This is a genomic window from Anaerobacillus sp. 1_MG-2023, from assembly GCF_030547345.1.
Taxonomy (GTDB): domain Bacteria; phylum Bacillota; class Bacilli; order Bacillales; family Guptibacillaceae; genus Guptibacillus; species Guptibacillus hwajinpoensis_B.
Map to the genome: position 1 here is coordinate 1 of NZ_JAUORD010000002.1, position 17611 is coordinate 17611.

General features: G+C 35.4%; 14 protein-coding genes and 2 pseudogenes. 8 read left to right on the forward strand and 8 right to left on the reverse strand.

What is annotated here, in order from left to right:
• Positions 1-767 precede the first annotated feature (767 nt).
• From Q4550_RS03740 to Q4550_RS03755, 4 genes are read left to right on the forward strand one after another with little or no spacing between them, the layout of a single operon-like run.
• Complete coding sequence (locus Q4550_RS03740) at positions 768-1271, forward strand: recombinase family protein (RefSeq protein WP_303530502.1); 504 nt, start codon at positions 768-770, stop codon at positions 1269-1271.
• The gene (locus tag Q4550_RS03745; RefSeq protein ID WP_303530504.1) at positions 1246-3258 is read left to right on the forward strand and encodes a type I restriction-modification system subunit M; all 2013 of its coding nucleotides are present in this window, start codon (positions 1246-1248) and stop codon (positions 3256-3258) included. Before Q4550_RS03740 ends, Q4550_RS03745 begins: the two co-directional genes overlap by 26 nt.
• Complete coding sequence (locus Q4550_RS03750; protein WP_303530506.1) at positions 3255-4607, forward strand: restriction endonuclease subunit S; 1353 nt, start codon at positions 3255-3257, stop codon at positions 4605-4607. The genes Q4550_RS03745 and Q4550_RS03750 overlap by 4 nt, the downstream gene beginning before the upstream one ends.
• On the forward strand, positions 4604-7597 hold the full coding sequence (locus Q4550_RS03755) for a type I restriction endonuclease subunit R (protein WP_303530508.1): 2994 nt from the start codon (positions 4604-4606) through the stop codon (positions 7595-7597). The genes Q4550_RS03750 and Q4550_RS03755 overlap by 4 nt, the downstream gene beginning before the upstream one ends.
• A 372-nt stretch (positions 7598-7969) precedes the next feature.
• Here Q4550_RS03755 and Q4550_RS03760 read toward each other — a convergent pair whose 3' ends face one another.
• Positions 7970-8125: a hypothetical protein gene (locus tag Q4550_RS03760; protein WP_303530509.1), complete on the reverse strand. Its 156-nt coding sequence runs from the start codon at positions 8123-8125 to the stop codon at positions 7970-7972.
• Between the two features lie 252 nt (positions 8126-8377).
• Between Q4550_RS03760 and Q4550_RS03765 the strand changes: the two genes are divergently transcribed.
• On the forward strand, positions 8378-8509 hold the full coding sequence (locus tag Q4550_RS03765; protein WP_303530511.1) for a hypothetical protein: 132 nt from the start codon (positions 8378-8380) through the stop codon (positions 8507-8509).
• Here the strand turns inward: Q4550_RS03765 and Q4550_RS03770 are convergent, their stop codons facing one another.
• Both Q4550_RS03770 and Q4550_RS03775 read right to left on the reverse strand, forming a co-directional pair.
• Positions 8510-9244, reverse strand: a complete 735-nt coding sequence (locus Q4550_RS03770) for a DUF6338 family protein (protein ID WP_303530513.1) — start codon at positions 9242-9244, stop codon at positions 8510-8512. It abuts the gene before it with no gap.
• A gap of 188 nt (positions 9245-9432) precedes the next feature.
• A pseudogene (locus tag Q4550_RS03775) lies at positions 9433-10063 on the reverse strand (transposase).
• A 244-nt stretch (positions 10064-10307) separates the two neighbouring features.
• Here Q4550_RS03775 and Q4550_RS03780 point away from each other — a divergent pair.
• Positions 10308-13094, forward strand: a complete 2787-nt coding sequence (locus tag Q4550_RS03780) for a TrlF family AAA-like ATPase (protein WP_303530515.1) — start codon at positions 10308-10310, stop codon at positions 13092-13094.
• Between the two features lie 140 nt (positions 13095-13234).
• A pseudogene (locus Q4550_RS03785) lies at positions 13235-13615 on the forward strand (sigma-70 family RNA polymerase sigma factor); the annotation flags it as partial.
• A 492-nt stretch (positions 13616-14107) separates the two neighbouring features.
• On the opposite strand, the gene Q4550_RS03790 reads toward Q4550_RS03785, so the two are convergent.
• Together Q4550_RS03790 and yfkAB are read right to left on the reverse strand one after the other, a co-directional pair.
• On the reverse strand, positions 14108-14851 hold the full coding sequence (locus tag Q4550_RS03790) for a GDSL-type esterase/lipase family protein (RefSeq protein ID WP_303530517.1): 744 nt from the start codon (positions 14849-14851) through the stop codon (positions 14108-14110).
• Positions 14852-14964: 113 nt separating this feature from the next.
• Positions 14965-16083 carry a radical SAM/CxCxxxxC motif protein YfkAB gene (gene yfkAB, locus Q4550_RS03795; RefSeq protein ID WP_303530518.1) on the reverse strand — a complete coding sequence of 373 codons (1119 nt, stop codon included), beginning with the start codon at positions 16081-16083 and terminating at the stop codon, positions 14965-14967.
• Between the two features lie 187 nt (positions 16084-16270).
• Here yfkAB and Q4550_RS03800 point away from each other — a divergent pair, with 187 nt between their 5' ends.
• Positions 16271-16438, forward strand: a complete 168-nt coding sequence (locus Q4550_RS03800) for a hypothetical protein (protein ID WP_303530519.1) — start codon at positions 16271-16273, stop codon at positions 16436-16438.
• 67 nt (positions 16439-16505) lie between these two features.
• Here Q4550_RS03800 and mnhG read toward each other — a convergent pair whose 3' ends face one another.
• The 3 genes from mnhG to Q4550_RS03815 are packed head-to-tail and all read right to left on the reverse strand — an operon-like array spanning position 16506 to position 17606.
• Positions 16506-16871, reverse strand: coding sequence for a monovalent cation/H(+) antiporter subunit G (gene mnhG / locus Q4550_RS03805; RefSeq protein WP_194219473.1), 366 nt, complete (start codon positions 16869-16871; stop codon positions 16506-16508).
• On the reverse strand, positions 16843-17133 hold the full coding sequence (locus Q4550_RS03810) for a Na(+)/H(+) antiporter subunit F1 (protein ID WP_194219474.1): 291 nt from the start codon (positions 17131-17133) through the stop codon (positions 16843-16845). Before Q4550_RS03810 ends, mnhG begins: the two co-directional genes overlap by 29 nt.
• Positions 17130-17606 carry a Na+/H+ antiporter subunit E gene (locus Q4550_RS03815; protein WP_194219475.1) on the reverse strand — a complete coding sequence of 159 codons (477 nt, stop codon included), beginning with the start codon at positions 17604-17606 and terminating at the stop codon, positions 17130-17132. The genes Q4550_RS03810 and Q4550_RS03815 overlap by 4 nt, the downstream gene beginning before the upstream one ends.
• Between the last annotated feature and the right edge of the window lie 5 nt (positions 17607-17611).

Below are 17611 nucleotides of genomic sequence, written 5' to 3' on the forward strand. Positions count from 1 at the left end.
CCCATAGAAAAATCCCCTCCATAATAGACAGCTTAGTGCGCTTTCTTTTTTCTGTCTACTATGAGGGGATCATATCACGTTGGGGTTCCCTTTATTATTCAATGATAGCTTTTCTAATGGTATATTTATTGGAACTTATCAAAAAGACACTGTTCCATTTTTTGTTGTAAAAATCTTGAGGATAGCCCGCTTTTAATCATTCTTCCATCTTGCAAGCCGAAAAACTTTTTGCTCTGCATGATCGATCCCTAGCTACTTTTAATTCCGCAGTTCTATATCCTCTGATTTGAATCAATTATCTATTTTTCGCTACCATTACACAGAATGTTCATTACGGATCCCTTGCTTTTTGAAAGAGCCACCGTGTGTTCGTGGATTCTGCCCTCAAAATTCCGTCTTTCTTTTTCGTTCATTTCTTCGTTCCCCTTGAAACTGCTCGAGATCTATTTCTTTTAAAGACGAGAGGAGTTTGTGTCTCAAATAAGAACAAGATGGCAAAGTGAACAATAAGCAGCTCTGAAGATTTACTTAGAGAATACCCTTAAATAATACAAGGAACAAACTCAAGCCACTTCTAAGGTAAATGTGTGAGATAAAGAGGCGATTACATCGGTCAAGGTCTTTTGCAAAGATTAAAGTATCCCATTTACTTATTCCAGGATGAAATGTAAAATCATAGTAAATAAATCCTATATCGAGAGGTTTTGAAGTATGGTTATGCATCGGCTTCAAAAGAAGAGGGCTGTGAGATATTTTGAGAAGAAAAAATGAGTGAGAGGACGACCAATCGTCCAATTCTTAATGTATTACTAGATAAAGTGAGTGAAGGGGACATTATTGTTGTACATAGTTTGGATCGAATAAGCCTAACAACTGTTGATTTACTGCAAGGTGTAGCTTTGCGTTCGGTCAAAGATTTTTGGTTTGATATGACGGATGAAAATCCTTTTTCTGAGCTTTTATTAACAGTTCTGTCTGGATTATCCGAATACGAACGCAAAATGATCCGCATGAGACAACAGGAATGTATTACTCAAGCAAAATTTAAAGGGAAGTTTAAAGGCAAAGTGAAAAAATACACGGCTGAGCATCCTGGAATGAATCATGCGATTGAGTTGTATGAAAAAGGTGATAGTACTGTGAAAGAGATTTGTGCGATCACTAAAGTTAGTCGTAGTTCATTTTACCGTGAGTTAAAAAAAAGAGAAAAAAACAATGCATTAGTAGCGAAAAGGAGAAAATGTCATGGTGAATTTTCAAGAAAAAGTTAATTTTTTATGGACAATTGCTGAAATCTTACGGGGGCCGTATAAGCCTGAAGACTATGGTAAAGTTATTTTACCTATGGCCGTTTTACGTCGTTTTGACAACGTTTTAGAAGATACGAAAGAAGATGTATTAAAGAGCTACGAACAATTCAAGCATTTACCTGAAGACGCTCGAGACGAAATATTGAACAGAAAATCAAATCAGCTTTTTAATAATACAAGCAACTATGACTTCAATAAACTTTTAAATGATTCCGATAATATTGCGGAAAACTTGCGAGATTACATTAATGGTTTTTCAAAAGTCGCGCGTGAGATTATTGAGTACTTTGATTTTGATAAACAGATTGAAAAGATGGATCGTAATGATCTTCTTTACTTGACAGTGAAACGTTTTGCAGAAGTTGATTTGAACCCTAATGTAGTCTCAAATCTTGAAATGGGCTATATTTTTGAAGAGTTGATCCGACGTTACTCCGAACATGCTGAAGCTGGTGACCACTACACACCAAGAGAAGTAGTACGTCTTATGGTTGGACTCATGTTTAACGATGATGATGACATATTAACTAAACCAGGTATTACGCAAACTCTTTATGATGGTTGTGCGGGTACAGGCGGCATGGGCTCAATTGCCCAGGAGTATTTAAATGAGTTGAATAGATCAGCTGAGCTAGAGTTTTTCGCTCAAGAAATTAATGAAGAATCATTTGCGATGTGTAAGGCTGATACCCTTATTAAAGGAGAAGAAGCACAGAATATTCGGTTTGGCAATACATTAACGCGAGATGCATTTCCGACTGAGAAATTCGATTATCTTATTTCCAATCCACCTTATGGCGTCGAATGGAAACCATCTGAAAAAGTAGTTCGAGAAGAACACGAAAATTTAGGTATGAATGGCCGTTTTGGTGCAGGATTACCTCGGATCGGTGACGGTCAATTATTGTTCTTACAGCATTTAGTTTCAAAAATGAAACCAGTTAGTGATGAGAACCCTAAAGGTTCAAGATTAGCTATTATTATGAATGGATCGCCATTGTTTACAGGGGATGCTGGAAGTGGAGAAAGTGAGATTCGTCGTTATATGTTCGAAAATGACCTTGTGGAAGGAATAGTGGCTATGCCAACAAGTCTTTTCTATAATACGGGCATTTCCACATATATCTGGATTTTGACGAACCATAAAACACATTGGCGTAAAGGAAAGGTTCAGCTGGTCAATGCAGTAGATTACTATAAGAAAATGCGTAAAAGTATGGGAGAAAAGCGGCATGAGATTTCACCCAAACAAATTAATGAAATCATTCGCATATATGGTGATTACAAAGAATCAGAGCAAGTGAAAATCTTTGATAACGAAGATTTTGGGTTTCAAAAAATTATTGTTGAGCGACCACTGAAACTCAATTTTAAAGTCGATAACGAGCGGATTGAGCGTATTTATGATCAAAAAGCGTTCCAAAACCTTGCGAAGTCGAAGAAAAAAGATGAAGCAAGGTTAAAAGAAGAAGAAGCAGGACAAAAGCAACAAAAAGCTATCATCGAAGCATTACAATCGATGGATAACTGTACAGTGTATAAAAACCGTGAGATATTCACAGATATCCTACAATCAAAATTAAAGAACTTAGGCATTGTTACAAAAGCACCGATACTAAAAGCGATTCTTGCATCACTTTCTGAAAAAGATGATACTGCCGATGTGTGTTTAAAGAATAAAAAAGGCGATCCTGAACCTGACTCAGACTTACGAGACTCGGAAAACGTTCCATTGAAAGAAAACAAAAATGATTACTTTAAGCGAGAAGTCTTACCACACGTACCTGATGCTTGGATTGATGAGGAGAAAACGAAGATAGGTTATGAGATACCGTTTTCGAGGCACTTCTACAAATATCAAGAACTTCGATCCTCAGATGAAATCAAAGCAGAAATTCAGGCACTTGAAGCGAGTATTATAGATAAGTTGAAGAAGGTGATGGTGTGATAAAAACTAACCTTCGAAGTTTAATTGATAGTCAAGAAAATTGGTTGAAAGAAATTCCTTCTTATTGGAAAGTAAAAAAGATAAAGTGGTTAACTAGTATAAAAAGAGGTGCATCACCCAGACCTATTGATGACCCCAAATTTTTTGATGAAAAGGGTGAATATGCATGGGTTAGAATTTCTGATGTTACCAAGTCAAAAATGTATTTAGAAAACACCACTCAAAGAATGTCTGAAATAGGAAGTAAATTGAGTGTGAAATTGAACGAAGAAAATATTTTTTTAAGTATTGCTGGTAGTGTGGGAAAACCTTGTATATCAAAAATAAAATGCTGTATTCATGATGGTTTTGTATACTTTCCAGAGTATAAAGAAAATATTAAATTTTTATATTATATTTTTGAATCAGGAGAACCGTATAAAGGTCTAGGTAAATTCGGAACTCAACTAAATTTAAACACCGAAACTGTTGGTTCAATTAAAATAGGTTTGCCTCCAAGAGATGAACAAGATAAAATCACCGCCTTTCTTGATAAAAAAACTACCGAGATCGATGATTTAATTGAGGACAAAGAAAGATTGATCAAATTACTTGAAGAAAAGCGTCAAGCGGTCATTACCGAAGCAGTGACTAAAGGGCTTGACCCGAATGTGAAGATGAAGGACTCAGGAGTGGAATGGATTGGTGGGATTCCTGAGCATTGGGAATTAAACAGACTTGGTACAATTACTGATAAATTATCAAATGGTTATGTAGGGCCAACAAGGAATATTTTAAGAGATAGCGGTGTTCGATACTTACAATCTTTACATATAAAAAAAGGGAATATATTATTTAATAAAAAACCCTATTATGTTGATGAATTGTGGAGTAAAAAACAAAAAAAATCAAAATTAAAAAAAGGTGATTTAGTAATTGTGCAAACTGGTGATATTGGTCAATGTGCAGTTATCACTAGTGAGTACGATAATACTAATTGTCATGCTTTAATTATTGTGAGGTTGAAAAATCATACTGGATATGGAGAATATCTTAATTGGTACTTTCAGTCTAATTATGGTTTCTTCTCTCTTATATCTTATAGAACTGGAGCACTACACCCTCATCTAGATCCAGGTAGAATAAAAAATTTGAAGATACTTTTACCTCCTAAGGAAGAACAATTAGTCATAGTGGAATACCTAAAAAGTACTGTTAATTATCATGAATCACTTATATATACGCAAAGAGAAATAATAAACAAATTGAAAGAATATCGTCAATCTCTCATCTACGAAGCAGTGACAGGAAAAATAGACGTCAGAGGTATGATGGCTCTAATCGAACAGGAGGAGGTGTCGTCGTCGTGAGTATCGACACAACCGAAAAAGGTTTTGAAGAGAATATTGAACAACGGTTGGTCGAGTCGGGGTTTCATCAGAGGGTACTTACAGGTTCTGACCTTGCCATATTCCAAAAGTGGGCAATTGATCAAGCGACACTTTTTTCCTTCTTGGAAGAGACACAACCGAAGTCGATGGAACGATTAAGAAAAGCATACAAAAATGACATTCAATTCAAAGTGATAGATCGCATTGATAAAGAACTCAAACGTCGAGGGATGATTGATTGCTTACGACATGGAATAAAAGATTATGGTGTGACCCTTAAACTTGCTTATAACAAGCCGCCGACAGATATGAACCGAACTCTTGTTGAAAAATATGAACAAAACATTTTCACCGTCAGTCGTCAAGTTTTTTATAGTGCTGGAAGCCGTAAGTCAATTGATATGTTGCTCTTAATCAATGGGTTACCATTAGTCGTTATGGAGCTGAAAAATCAACTAACTGGTCAAACTGTTGAAGATTCAATGAAACAATTTAAGAAAGACCGTGACCCTAATGAGCTACTATTTCAATTTAAGAAACGTGCGGTCGTCTTTTTTGGAGTAGATACTGATCAAGTGTATATGACGACACAATTAAACAAAGGGAAAACATTTTTCCTTCCGTTCAATCGAGGCAATAATGGAGGCAAAGGAAATCCAATCGTAGTAGGAGATTACCGTACGTCGTATCTATGGGAAGAGATTCTAAAACCTGATAGCTTGATTGACATTCTTTTTCGCTTCGTCTATATACAAAAAGAGAACATTCGTGACAGCAACGGGGATATTATTGATGAGAAAGAAATTGTGATATTCCCACGTTACCATCAACTTGATGCGGTTCGAAAAGTCGAAGCCGATGTGACGGAACATCGAGCAGGGAAAAATTATTTAATTCAACACTCAGCGGGGAGTGGCAAAACGAATAGTATTTCTTGGCTATCTCATCGTTTGGCAAAACTTCATGACCAAGAAGAACAACCTGTATTTGATAGTGTTATTGTTATTACTGACCGACGAGTATTAGATAGGCAACTTCAAGATGCGATTTATCAATTAGAACATAAAGCAGGCATGGTTGAGAAGGTTGATGAAGATTCGAACCAATTAGCGAAAGCGATCCAAAATAAAACGAAGATAATAATCACAACCCTGCAAAAATTCCCGTTTATCCTTGATAAAGTGGGGGAATTCAGTCGCGGGTCTTATGGGATCATCATTGATGAAGCTCACAGCTCACAGGGTGGAAAGGCATCTTCAGCCATGACTGCTCTTCTCTCCGATAAAACGTTAGAAGAAGCATATGAACAGAGCATGGTCGAGGAAGGTGAAGCGACGGATGCGGAAGAACGGATGATTGAAGTGATTGCTAAGAGTGGGGATCAATCCAACATTTCCTTTTTTGCTTTTACTGCTACACCGAAACCCAAGACGGTAGAACGGTTTGGGAGAGCCAGAGAAGACGGCAAATATGAACCGTTTCATCTTTATTCAATGCGACAGGCGATTGAAGAAGGTTTTATTCATGATGTGTTAAAAAACTATGTCACGTATCAAACATTCTATAAAATTGAAAAAAACATCGATGATGATCCAGAAGTGGTGAAGAATAAGGCGAGTCGTCAGATTGCTCGATACGTATCACTTCATCCACATAATATTGCACAAAAAGCGGAAATTATGGTAGAACATTTTCGTAAAGTAACACGTCATAAAATTAACGGACGAGCGAAAGCAATGGTTGTCACAGGAAGTCGCCTTCATGCAGTTCGATATAAGCATGCTTTTGATAAATATCTAAAGGCACAAGGGTATTCTGACTTAAGAACACTCGTTGCGTTTTCAGGAACAGTTGAAGATAATGGATTATCCTATACAGAAGCAGAAATGAACAAATTTAGTGAGAAAGAATTACCAGAAAAGTTTCATTCTGATGATTACCAAGTTCTGATCGTGGCAGAGAAGTATCAAACAGGTTTTGACGAACCCTTGCTTCATACTATGTATGTTGATAAGCCACTCGATGGAATTAAGGCGGTTCAAACCCTTTCACGTTTAAACCGAACGTGTAAAGGCAAAGATGACACATTTATATTAGACTTTGTAAATGATGCTGAGACAATCCAAGCTGCTTTTCAAACTTATTATGAAGTTACAGGTCTTGGGGAAACGACTGATCCGAATATTTTATACGATGTCCAGCATGAGCTTGATGCGATGCAAGTCTATACAGAAGAAGAAGTAAATGCCGTTGCTAATCTTGAGTACAGTGACCAGCCAACGAAAAGTGCACGTTTTCAAGGGAAACTCAATGCTGCACTTGATCCTGGAGTTCAACGCTTTACCAAAGAATTGGATGAAGAGAAACAAGAATATTTTAAATCATCAGCAATGAAGTTTGTAAGAACGTATGCGTTTGTTTTACAAATTGGCCCCTTCTCTGATGTAGAGCTTCACAAGCGATTTATTTATTTAAGCTCATTATTAAAAAAGCTTCCAAGAAAACCTGAAGATCCTGTATATCTCTCTGATGATGTTGCATTAGAGTATTATCGAAATGAGAAAAGCTTTGAGGGTAGTATTATTCTTAATGAAACTGGTGGAGCATACCTCACTCCGAGTCAGTATGGAAGTGCAGCAGGAAGAGAAGAAGAAAAAGAACGTCTTTCCTCGATCATTGATCGGATGAATGATCGCTTTGGAACAGAATTTACCGAAGTTGATAAGTTATCTAGAGATCAAATCGTTGAAGATATGAAAGCAAACGAAGATCTTGCGCAAAAAGCTAAAAGCAATACCAAAGATAATTTTAAATTTAGCTTTAATCGGACATTCATGGACTTTGTAATCAATCGCATGCAAAATAACGAGCAATTTTTCATGAAGATTCTTGAAGACAATGAATTCAAAGAATTTTTAATGGAAGATATGATTGATGAGGTGTATGAAGGGTTGAGGGATCAAGATTAAATTAATTAAGCCAATGTTTTTGGCGACGATTTTTAAGTGTTTTATTGGTTATTATATGGTCGGGATTATTCATCAATCAAAACAAATTACTTTGTATAGCTTACTATCTAGTACTGCTAATACATCTCAAAAATATAAATCCATGTTGACGATTTGTTGACCGATTTTGTCAACGTCTATATGCTGGTATCCTATTTAATCTTAAGCAAAATGGATTAAATAACAACAGTAACATTCAACACAAATCATGTTGAATATTACTCAGCAAAAGAGCTTGGAGGCGCAAATACCTTTCCAAGCTTTTTTGATTTCGATATTCTATTAAAGATCCCAATAGTTGGGTATTGTGAAAAAAAACATATCTGTACCTCTTTATTCATGATTATTAATAAAGTTAGCAATAAAAAACATCTCAAAGTAGGCTTCAATTGACCTGCGTGGAACTTTACTTAAGTGAGAAGTTTCATCATCTTCGCTAACAGGACGTGCTCCTTTGCCCCTGAGGTAGTTATAAAACCAGTTTGTCATTTGATAAACCACCATTTTATCACCACCAGAATATCTTGGTGTCCTATATGTAATTTTTAATAGGTTAATACCTATTCATTAATATAAGTTGAATTTTACAATATATCGTTTATTCTATCACAAATATCCAATAGGCTTATTTCACAATCTGGTTCATAAATTACTGGTGAAGGCTAGGTTAAAAGAAGGAAAAGGGAATCTTAATGAAGAATTATGTTACCATAGTCTAATCATTTAAAGGAGGAAATAAATTTGCACAATGAAAGAAGAGTCGAAAAGAGACCTAGAGATACGGATGGTAAACATGAACAGGCATCAGTTGATAAACCAAGCTTCACTATTAGACCAGACACTTCGTCTCCTCCTCCAGAAAAGAAAAATTAACTACTCAGGATTTCTTAAGTCTTTCAGATAGAGATCTTGCGCTTGATAGGCTTGATCTCTATCAAAAATCTCTATTTTGCAACTCGATTTTGTATCTAAATAAACCTCGGTAATCCTAACTTTGTATGAGTTCGTGATATTCGTCCAGTGATCAACGTGTCTTAGTAAAATTTCTTTTTCATTTTCAAGCCCTCCTGAAACAGATGCTAATTCTCCAATCGAAAACTCCTGGTTTACAGTGCTTCCTACTCTCACTATTTGGATATCGTTTCCAGTAAAGGCTTTATCCCATACCGATGAATCTGAAGATATTATAGCTTTATTATTCTTTATCCTTATATCATTTATTTTATTATGAACAATTTTATATACATATTTATAACAATACCTAGCAATTAGGTAGCTAAGAATCAAACTCATAGTTAAATAGTAAAATAAAAAAGTTGGTTCGTTTGAAAATGCTGTTAGATCTGTCATTTCATTAAAATATAGCCAGTTCCTTTTTATGATAGGTAAGTCCATAGCAGGATGTAATATACTCCAATGAGATAAAGAGGAGAAAATTTGATAAATGGTTAAAGTAACAGTAACAATAGGAATCCATAATAATAAGCTAACCATCAGCATTTCGTTACCTTTCCTTTTATAAGATGGTGTAGCACCTAATAATTGGGCTAAAATGTATGTCATGAAACCTGGAAGCGTAAATATTATTAAAAATAATAATTTTTCCATATAATTCCCTCCCTTATACTTATATTAGATTAAAATAGCGATAAATAATATATAATTTCCATATAAACCACCGTAGTGTCAATAAGTTTGTGTAATTCAAAAGATAGGGATATCCTTTCTCCTTCATTGGGGTGGGGAGTTATGCCATGGCCCCGAGGGCAATGCCAGAAAAGTTGCATTCGACCTTACTACTCCTTTGTCCCATAATGTTCCTGAAACATGCTCTGTAAGTTAGGAAAGGCTGTGCTAAAACCACGTAGCTTTCGCTCGCTCCAGCGCTGATTGTAGTCCTTGGATTGAAGATAGACAATTTTATCAGCAGCCTTTTCTCCTGGCAGACTATTCATCGTTTTGGTGCGCTTTTAATCTCTTTAATCGTCCGTTCGATGATACTCGTCGTGTAAATCATCGGCCGAATGGACGAGGAATGTTGGAGAAAGGTTAAGAGAACGCCTAGATTCTGTTCCCAGGAATGCGCTCAAGAAAATGTCCAATCTCTAGTGTGCTAATGCCTTTCTGATACATCGTGATAATCGTTTCACCAAGCCACTGTTCACGATGCTGGTAAGGAGAAAAGACTTCTCTTTGAAAGGCATTGTCTCGATTACGTGGCACCTGAGGGTCATCTAAACGGCCGTATTTCGTATCAAGCTGACGGGCATACGTGTCATTTTTGTAGTTTTTCAATTCTGGGTGTTCTTCTTCAAAGAAACGATTCATTTCTTCTTTCATGATCGTTTCCAATTTTTCTTTTACAAACTCTCGTACCATGGAATCTAATTGATTATCTAGTGATTTCTGACCTATACTAGTAGACATAGGTAGGGCATCCCTCTTGAGTTGATTTGGTCGTTGACTTTGAGGATACCCTACCTCTTTTTATGTCTCAAATGTTTTACACAAAATATCGCGCGTCATCTTTTGTAAAATTTCGATAATTTCATTAATAATATCCAAATTTAACTACTTTAGTTACTAATTAAAGGTTGAATCATGTTAAAATATGGAATGCGAACTGTGTTTTTAAAGTAATGTTTTTATAAAATTAAATCGAGGTGGTTTTATGAGTTATTTAGGTATGCAATGGTTCAAATGTGATTTGCAAATGCAAACTCCTGGAGACCATTATAATTGGTCACGTAATTGTGACGCTAGAGTAAGAGGAGATAGTACTAAAGAGGAATTACTCCAGTCTGTTGATTCATATTTGAGACGCTGTCACGAAGTAGAATTAGATATTATTGGAGTGACAGATCATAATTTTATTGGAAGAGAATATTTGGAGTTATTAATAGATCGGAACAAGCGTATTTCTGAGGAAGTCGGAAGAAATCCTTTAACTATATTTCCTGGATTTGAGATAGAGGTTTCCCAAGGATTAGGCGTTCATTTATTATGTTTATTTGACCCTTCCACCCCTTTAGACTATATAGACGAATTAGTTTCCTCCTTTGGGTTATTTAAGCATTCTAGAGTTGAAAACGGGAATATATTACCAGCTACTGCCAATTATGAAAAAATACTATTAGATGTCCAAGAAAATAATGACTTCCCTGGTATTGTAATTGCAGCACATCCGCAGTCTGAAAGCGGTATGTTACATGATAGGTTTTTAACTGAACATTTTCAGAGGAAAATGTTTACAGACCCTAGGTTATTGGCGGTAGAGATTCCTAAACCAATAAGGACTCTTTCTAATGGTATTCAAAAAATCTTATTATCTAGTCCCGATTGCAATAGAGAATGGAAAAGAGAAAGTCCTATTGCAACGGTAATGTCCTCAGATGCATACAGTTTATATGAAGGCGACAAAGGATATATTGGAAAAAGACATACATGGATACAAATGTCTATTAAAACTATAAGCGCTTTGTTACAATCATTTATCGATAATAATTCTCGAATTTCACATGAATTTGAAAAACCAACTCCCAGACACGGAAAGATAAAAAAAATCAAAATTTCAAACGCGGCATTTTTAGAAGATCAAATAATACATTTCTCGCCAAACTTTAATTGTATTATTGGTGGACGAGGATCAGGCAAATCTTCAATATTAGAATATATTCGTTTATGTACAAAAGAGGATTTGGATTCAGAACAAAATGAACAAATTAAAAGGTTAAAAAGGACTTTAACTGAAGAATCAGAAGTTAAAATTACATGGGAGTATGATAACGGTTTAATTGATGAATTTAAATATGATGTTTCAGAAAATAAACCAAATATTGTAAGTAGAGATGGCGAAGTGACTGATTTATCAACAATTTTAAATTCACTAGGAATTCAAATTTATAGTCAGCGTGAAATTACCTATATGGCACAAGTAACACCAAGTTTAATGCCTTTGATTGATCGAATAACAGGTGAAGAGTTAAAAAGATTGGTTGAAAGAGAAACAGTGCTAAGAGAAGAAATAAGAATTCTACAACAAAAAGAAACAGTTTTGAAACGATTGGAAAGTGAAAGAAAAGAATTAGTTCAAGAGTGTGTTGAACTAAGTAGGCAATGGAAAGCATTTGTAGTAGTTCAAGAAGAAAAAGACAAAAAAATAAACGCTGAAAAAATCAAAAAGTACTTACATAGTATTAAGCCAAGTACTGACGAAATAATTAAATTATTCGATGATTTAAAGAGTAAAATTCAAGACAATACCCCTGTCTTAGAAAGTCCTTTGAAAAGCTTCGTAGAAGAGGACTATTTCTCACACTTAGAAGTTGGTCTAGAAAAAGCAGCAGTTGAGCTGAGTGCTGAAATTGATAAAGCGCTATTAAATTTTGATCATAAAGTTATGGAGCTAACTGTTAGACATCAGGCGTGGGATGAAGTTAATAGGAAGCTAAATGGTTTTGAATATGAGTTTATTAATGCATGTAAAGAGCAGCAAATAAAACCTGAAGACTTGGAAAGGCTTATTTCTGTTGAAGAGCAGATTAGTATTAAACAGGAATCAATTCAAGAAAAGGATATAAATATTTCAGCTATTAATGAAGAATTAAGATGTTTACCCACCAAAATCAATGAGTTATACCAATTATGGAATAATCAAACTGACTTAAGAAAAGGTGCAATATCTGAGCTACTTTCTAATGAGGCAATTCCTAAAATAAGTGGTGCGCAAAATCAATCATTTATACAAGTAGATATCAACCCTATGGGGGATGCAAATCACTTTAATTCTATTTGGGGAGAAATTCCTCATGATGGTAGAAGCCGTATGGGGAGGAATTGGGAAGACATTGGAGTGGTATTATACGAAAATTACATGATTTCAGACTATAAGAATCCTTGGGAGTTATTTTCCATATGGTTGAATGAGCGTGATGAAATGCCAACTGATTTACAAGAATTTCATGAGAATCTAAAAATACATTTCTATGAAAATTATGTTGAAATGTATAACGAATTAAAATTAACTAGGGTTGATGATTTGATTGATATTATTTTGTTCAGAAATGATGGTTCAAGAGCAGGTTCATTAGTAGACAACGGTTTATCAGATGGCCAGAAAAATACTGCGATACTTACATTGCTTTTTTCAGAAGGTAAGTCTCCAATTGTTATTGATCAACCTGAGGATGAATTAGATTCAGATTTTATTTATAATGAACTAGTGCCAATAATAAGAAAAATGAAAATAAATAGACAAATCATTGTGGCAACTCATAATGCAAACTTACCAGTCAATGGAGACTCCGAACTTATTTATGCACTTAGTACTGATTTGGGTAAAGGGAAAACAAGGACTAATGGTGGTATTGATAACCCTAATGTAAGACAAGCAATATTGGATATAATGGAGGGGTCTGAAGAAGCTTTTCGTAGGAGGAAAGAAAAATATTATACTTAATATTAAAGAGAATTTTTAACTAATGATCTAAAATATTGCTTTTCACCTTAGATTTTCTAACAAATAATATGTTGGATTTTTGATAAGATATAAGACGAGTTTACTTTATATATTTGATGCTCTCTTGTGTCAGTTATACAGAAATTCTGATGCATCTCCGCGCTTTGAAGAAAACGAAAAAAGACGTATCTCTTCATGACCCGATAGGTCAGGATAAGGAAGGGAACGAAATTTCTCTAATCGATGTCTTAAAAGCAGAAACGGAAGATATTGTTGAATTAATTCAGTTAAACATGGAGAAAAAGAAGATATATGAGTACATTCATATTTTAGATGACAGAGAAAAGGAAGTTATTGTTGGGCGATTTGGTCTGAATCTTGAGAAGGAATTAACACAGCGAGAAATAGCCCGACAGCTTGGGATCTCACGAAGTTACGTATCTAGAATTGAAAAGCGAGCACTAATGAAACTGTTTCATGAATTCTATCGTAATCGAAAAGAAAGAGAGAGTGGAGCCTAAACCTGCCAACTGGCAGGTTTTTTATGTTTGTTTCATCAATTGGTCATAACGCTAATAGGAAAAATAACTTCTCTCTTCTCGTGAGAATTATTGGCAGTTTGTTCGTAATACGATCGGAACAAACAATCTGAATGAGGGGGTATATGAAGTATCAAAAATTAAAAGGGTATTTAACTCATCATCAGTCGGTCGAAATAGTCTATTTATCAAAAGAAAATCAGATTTCTGAATGAGTGGTAACAACTTATGTTGTAAATGTAGAAGAAACAATTGGATTTTGTCATTTAAGAAAGAGAGTTTGAATGTTTAAAACTGAACTACTCTTTGTTGACTAACCATGTCAGTCTGCCAGGAGCAAGGACTCATTAATGAATTAAAAGCTAAAAAGAGCAAAAAAAGGACTCCGGAGGTTTTCCTCCGAAGCATTTTAAGGTTGGTCTCTTTTAGTTTAACACACAACAGCAAAAAAGCAATAACGCATTGAAGAGTTTATTATTTCTCCTCTGCATTAGTGTTATATGTTGAGAGAACTTTTCGTGTCCATATTTTATATCCTTCTCCATTAAGATGAAGCCCATCAAATGTGAAATCTTTATTTAACTGACCAAACTCTACTAGCTCTGGATAAATATCAATAAATTGATAATCATACAGATTTGAAAGATCTTCTAGACGTTTATTTAAATCCTTAATGATTGAATTATTTAGTGGATGACCAGTTAATGCTGTGTTCACCGGAAATAAACTTTGCACATAAACTTTGGTGTTAGGTGATTGTGTTTTGAGCGTATCTAGAATTTGCTTATAATTGGTTTCAATTTTGTTTACTGATTGGCCAGCAATCATATCGTTTATACCAATTAACAAATAAATCCGGTCTGGCTTAGCTTTTACGACTTCTTCAATCCTGTTTAAAACTCCTGTAGTCGTATCGCCAGCAATACCGCGATTTAATACTTCATGGTCACTAAGAGCTTCCCCCCACTCATAATAATCAGTCAAACTATCACCAAGGAAAATGGTTTCACTTTCCTCATGTTTATAAGAGTCATAAATGCTCTTTTTAGTCTGATAATATTTAGTATAATACGTAATGTTTTTCTTCTTTGATTCTGAATCGTTCTCGGGCATTTCATTTGCATTGGTTCTTAGAAAATCTGTTTGGTTCTCAGCCAATGCCAGCAAAATAACAAGAGATCCCGCAACTAGAATCAGAATCCATGATTTTTTCTTCACAACTATCACACTCCTATAGATTACGATAGGTATTATACCCTATCTATGTTAATGCGAAAGCTGAAAATGGTTTTTACTTTAAAAATGAGTAAAAAAACCCCCAAAATTGGAGGTTATAGCGTGATATTTGTCTTTTTTTGTAAGAAATCAACATCCTGATAGTAAGCATCCTTTACAAGAAGGTTAGGTCCTAGACACTTTACTGCAGGGCAATGACAACTTATGCTTTGAGCCATTTTACTTTTTTGCCATTTTTCGTAAGCATCATTTAGATTAGTATCTTTAATATTTCCAAGTGGTGGCGTATCTCCAAAATCAGTTACGATAATATCGCCATCGAAAATATTCATATTTAATCTAGAACGTCCATCTGGGTCATTTCTAACAGTGACATTAGGTTCTGAATATAATCTTTCGAGAAGTCTAAGGTCTTCTTGATTGGAACTGCATGGGTAAAATGGAAGGGTACCGAATAAGAGCCAAACATCTGGATCTCGATTATCTAATAAGCGGTGAATTCCTTCTCGAATTTCATCCAAAGAGGCAATATCAAGACCTGAAGCGAAGTCCGAAGGATACATCGGATGCACTTCATGACGCTGGCACCCCATGTCTGCTATTTGTTGATGAATGCTCACGATATTTGGAAGAGTTCTACGATTAATCATTGTCTCCGCTGATACGATGACACCTTTAGATGTTAAATCTTTTGCATTCTCAACCATACGATGGAAATAAGCTTCCCGCTGTTTGAGAGATGGCTTCCTCTCCATAACAGCGAATCCAATGTCAGTAAAATCGTCTATGCTTCCATAATTATGTGAAATATGTAAAACATCAAGATAGGGTATGATCAGATCATATCGCTTACGATCAAGCGTTAAATTTGAATTGATTTGTGTTCTCGCTCCGCGTTCATGAGCGTATTTAAGAAGTGGAGCTACATATTGCTTAACCGATTTCATGGAAAGCATTGGTTCACCACCCGTAATACTTAACGCCCTAAGTTTTTCTACTTGATCAAGACTACGAGTAATAAGCTCTAGTGGGAGTGGATCAGGATCCTTGGGTTGCAATGTATAACCAACTGCACAATGTTCACATCTCATATTACATAAAGTAGTCGTTGTCAGTTCTATGTTGGAAAGAATCATATTTCCATATTCTTCAACATCCATATAAGCTTCCCATGGGTCATAGCTAGGCGTTATTGTTTTCATTGGTGTTATCATTTAAATCGACCCCTTAGTGTTAGTTCAAGGTTTACACCCTTCTATAATTGTAGAACATAAGATGAAGGATGAACAGATGTAGTAATGAATTTAGAAAACTCCGCCAATGTCCATACATCTTTGATCAACCTTTCATAGACTGTAATATCTACCAACAGATGGTTTGAAGGAGAGAAGGAGGGGGAGCATGAGTTACGGTTATCCCGGTTGTGGTTATCCTTATCCGCCTTACCAATACCCATATCCAGGCTATGGCGGAGGATATTTTGCCTTAATTGTTGTTCTACTAGTTTTACTACTTGTTATTGGCGGAGGATACTATTACTACGCTAATCATTATGGAAGCTATAAGTAATTTAATAAATCTATAACAATAATTTCATGAACACTATTAACACATAAAAAAGCAAGTACGAAAGGGGTTAACCCTTTTTCGTACTTGCTTTTTGGTTTTGTGCTTTATCAAGATCATCTCTCGTAGTTTTATCCCAGAGCGGAACACCTTTTTGATAAGCAGCTCTAGAAATCATATGTCCAGAAACTGGAGCTGTCATCAAAATGAAAATAATACCGAGAATGAGCTTACCACTTACCATTTGTTCTTCAAAGATAAAATAAAGGAAAGCGGCAATAAGGATTCCAGCTACTCCTAGAGTAGCGCTTTTTGAAGCAGCATGTAGACGAGTGTAAACGTCAGGAAGTCGAAAAATTCCAAGCGCTCCAGAAAAAAGGAAAAACGTGCCAATGATCATAAAAATGCTAATCACGACTTCTTTCAATGATAACACCCTTTTCCAGAAATTTAGCAATAGCTACTGTGCCTATAAAAGCGAGAATTCCAATAAGAAGAATAATATCATTGAAATACGCTGTTTCCAGTTTGATTGCTAGAATACCCGCTATTGCCATAAGGTTAATGCCGATTGTATCCAGTGCAACAGCACGGTCGGGATTAGAAGGTCCTTTTATTGCTCGATATAGTAAAAATAGGGTAGAGATTGCGATGATGACGATACAAATGGTTGATACAGTAGATAAAAGAGAAGTCATCTCGTCACCTCCATAATTGCTTTCTCAAATGTGCCTTTAATTTCTTTAATAACCTCATCTGCATCAGGTGCGTCCATAGCATGGATATAAATGTGCATGTTATCTGGAGCGACTGAAACCGTTAGTGTCCCTGGTGTTAATGTAATGAGATTTGCGAGCATCGTAATTTCCCAGTTTGTTCGAACATCAATGGGTACAGCGATAATACCTGGTTCCATTTTAAGTTTGGGACTATATACGAGCTTAACAACCTGAACATTAGCCATAATCAGCTCTTTAATAAACAAAAACAATAACTTAAGAATCGCCCAAAGACGATAAAAGTAAAAGCGGTCTGGAATGAAACGCTCCATTAATAGAAGTAATCCGATTCCAAATAAATAGCCTACAAAGAACGTACTAAAAGAGTAACTTTCAAAAAGAAACATCCAGAGAACGGCAATAATCAGGTTTATGATAATTTGTATTGGCATGCCAT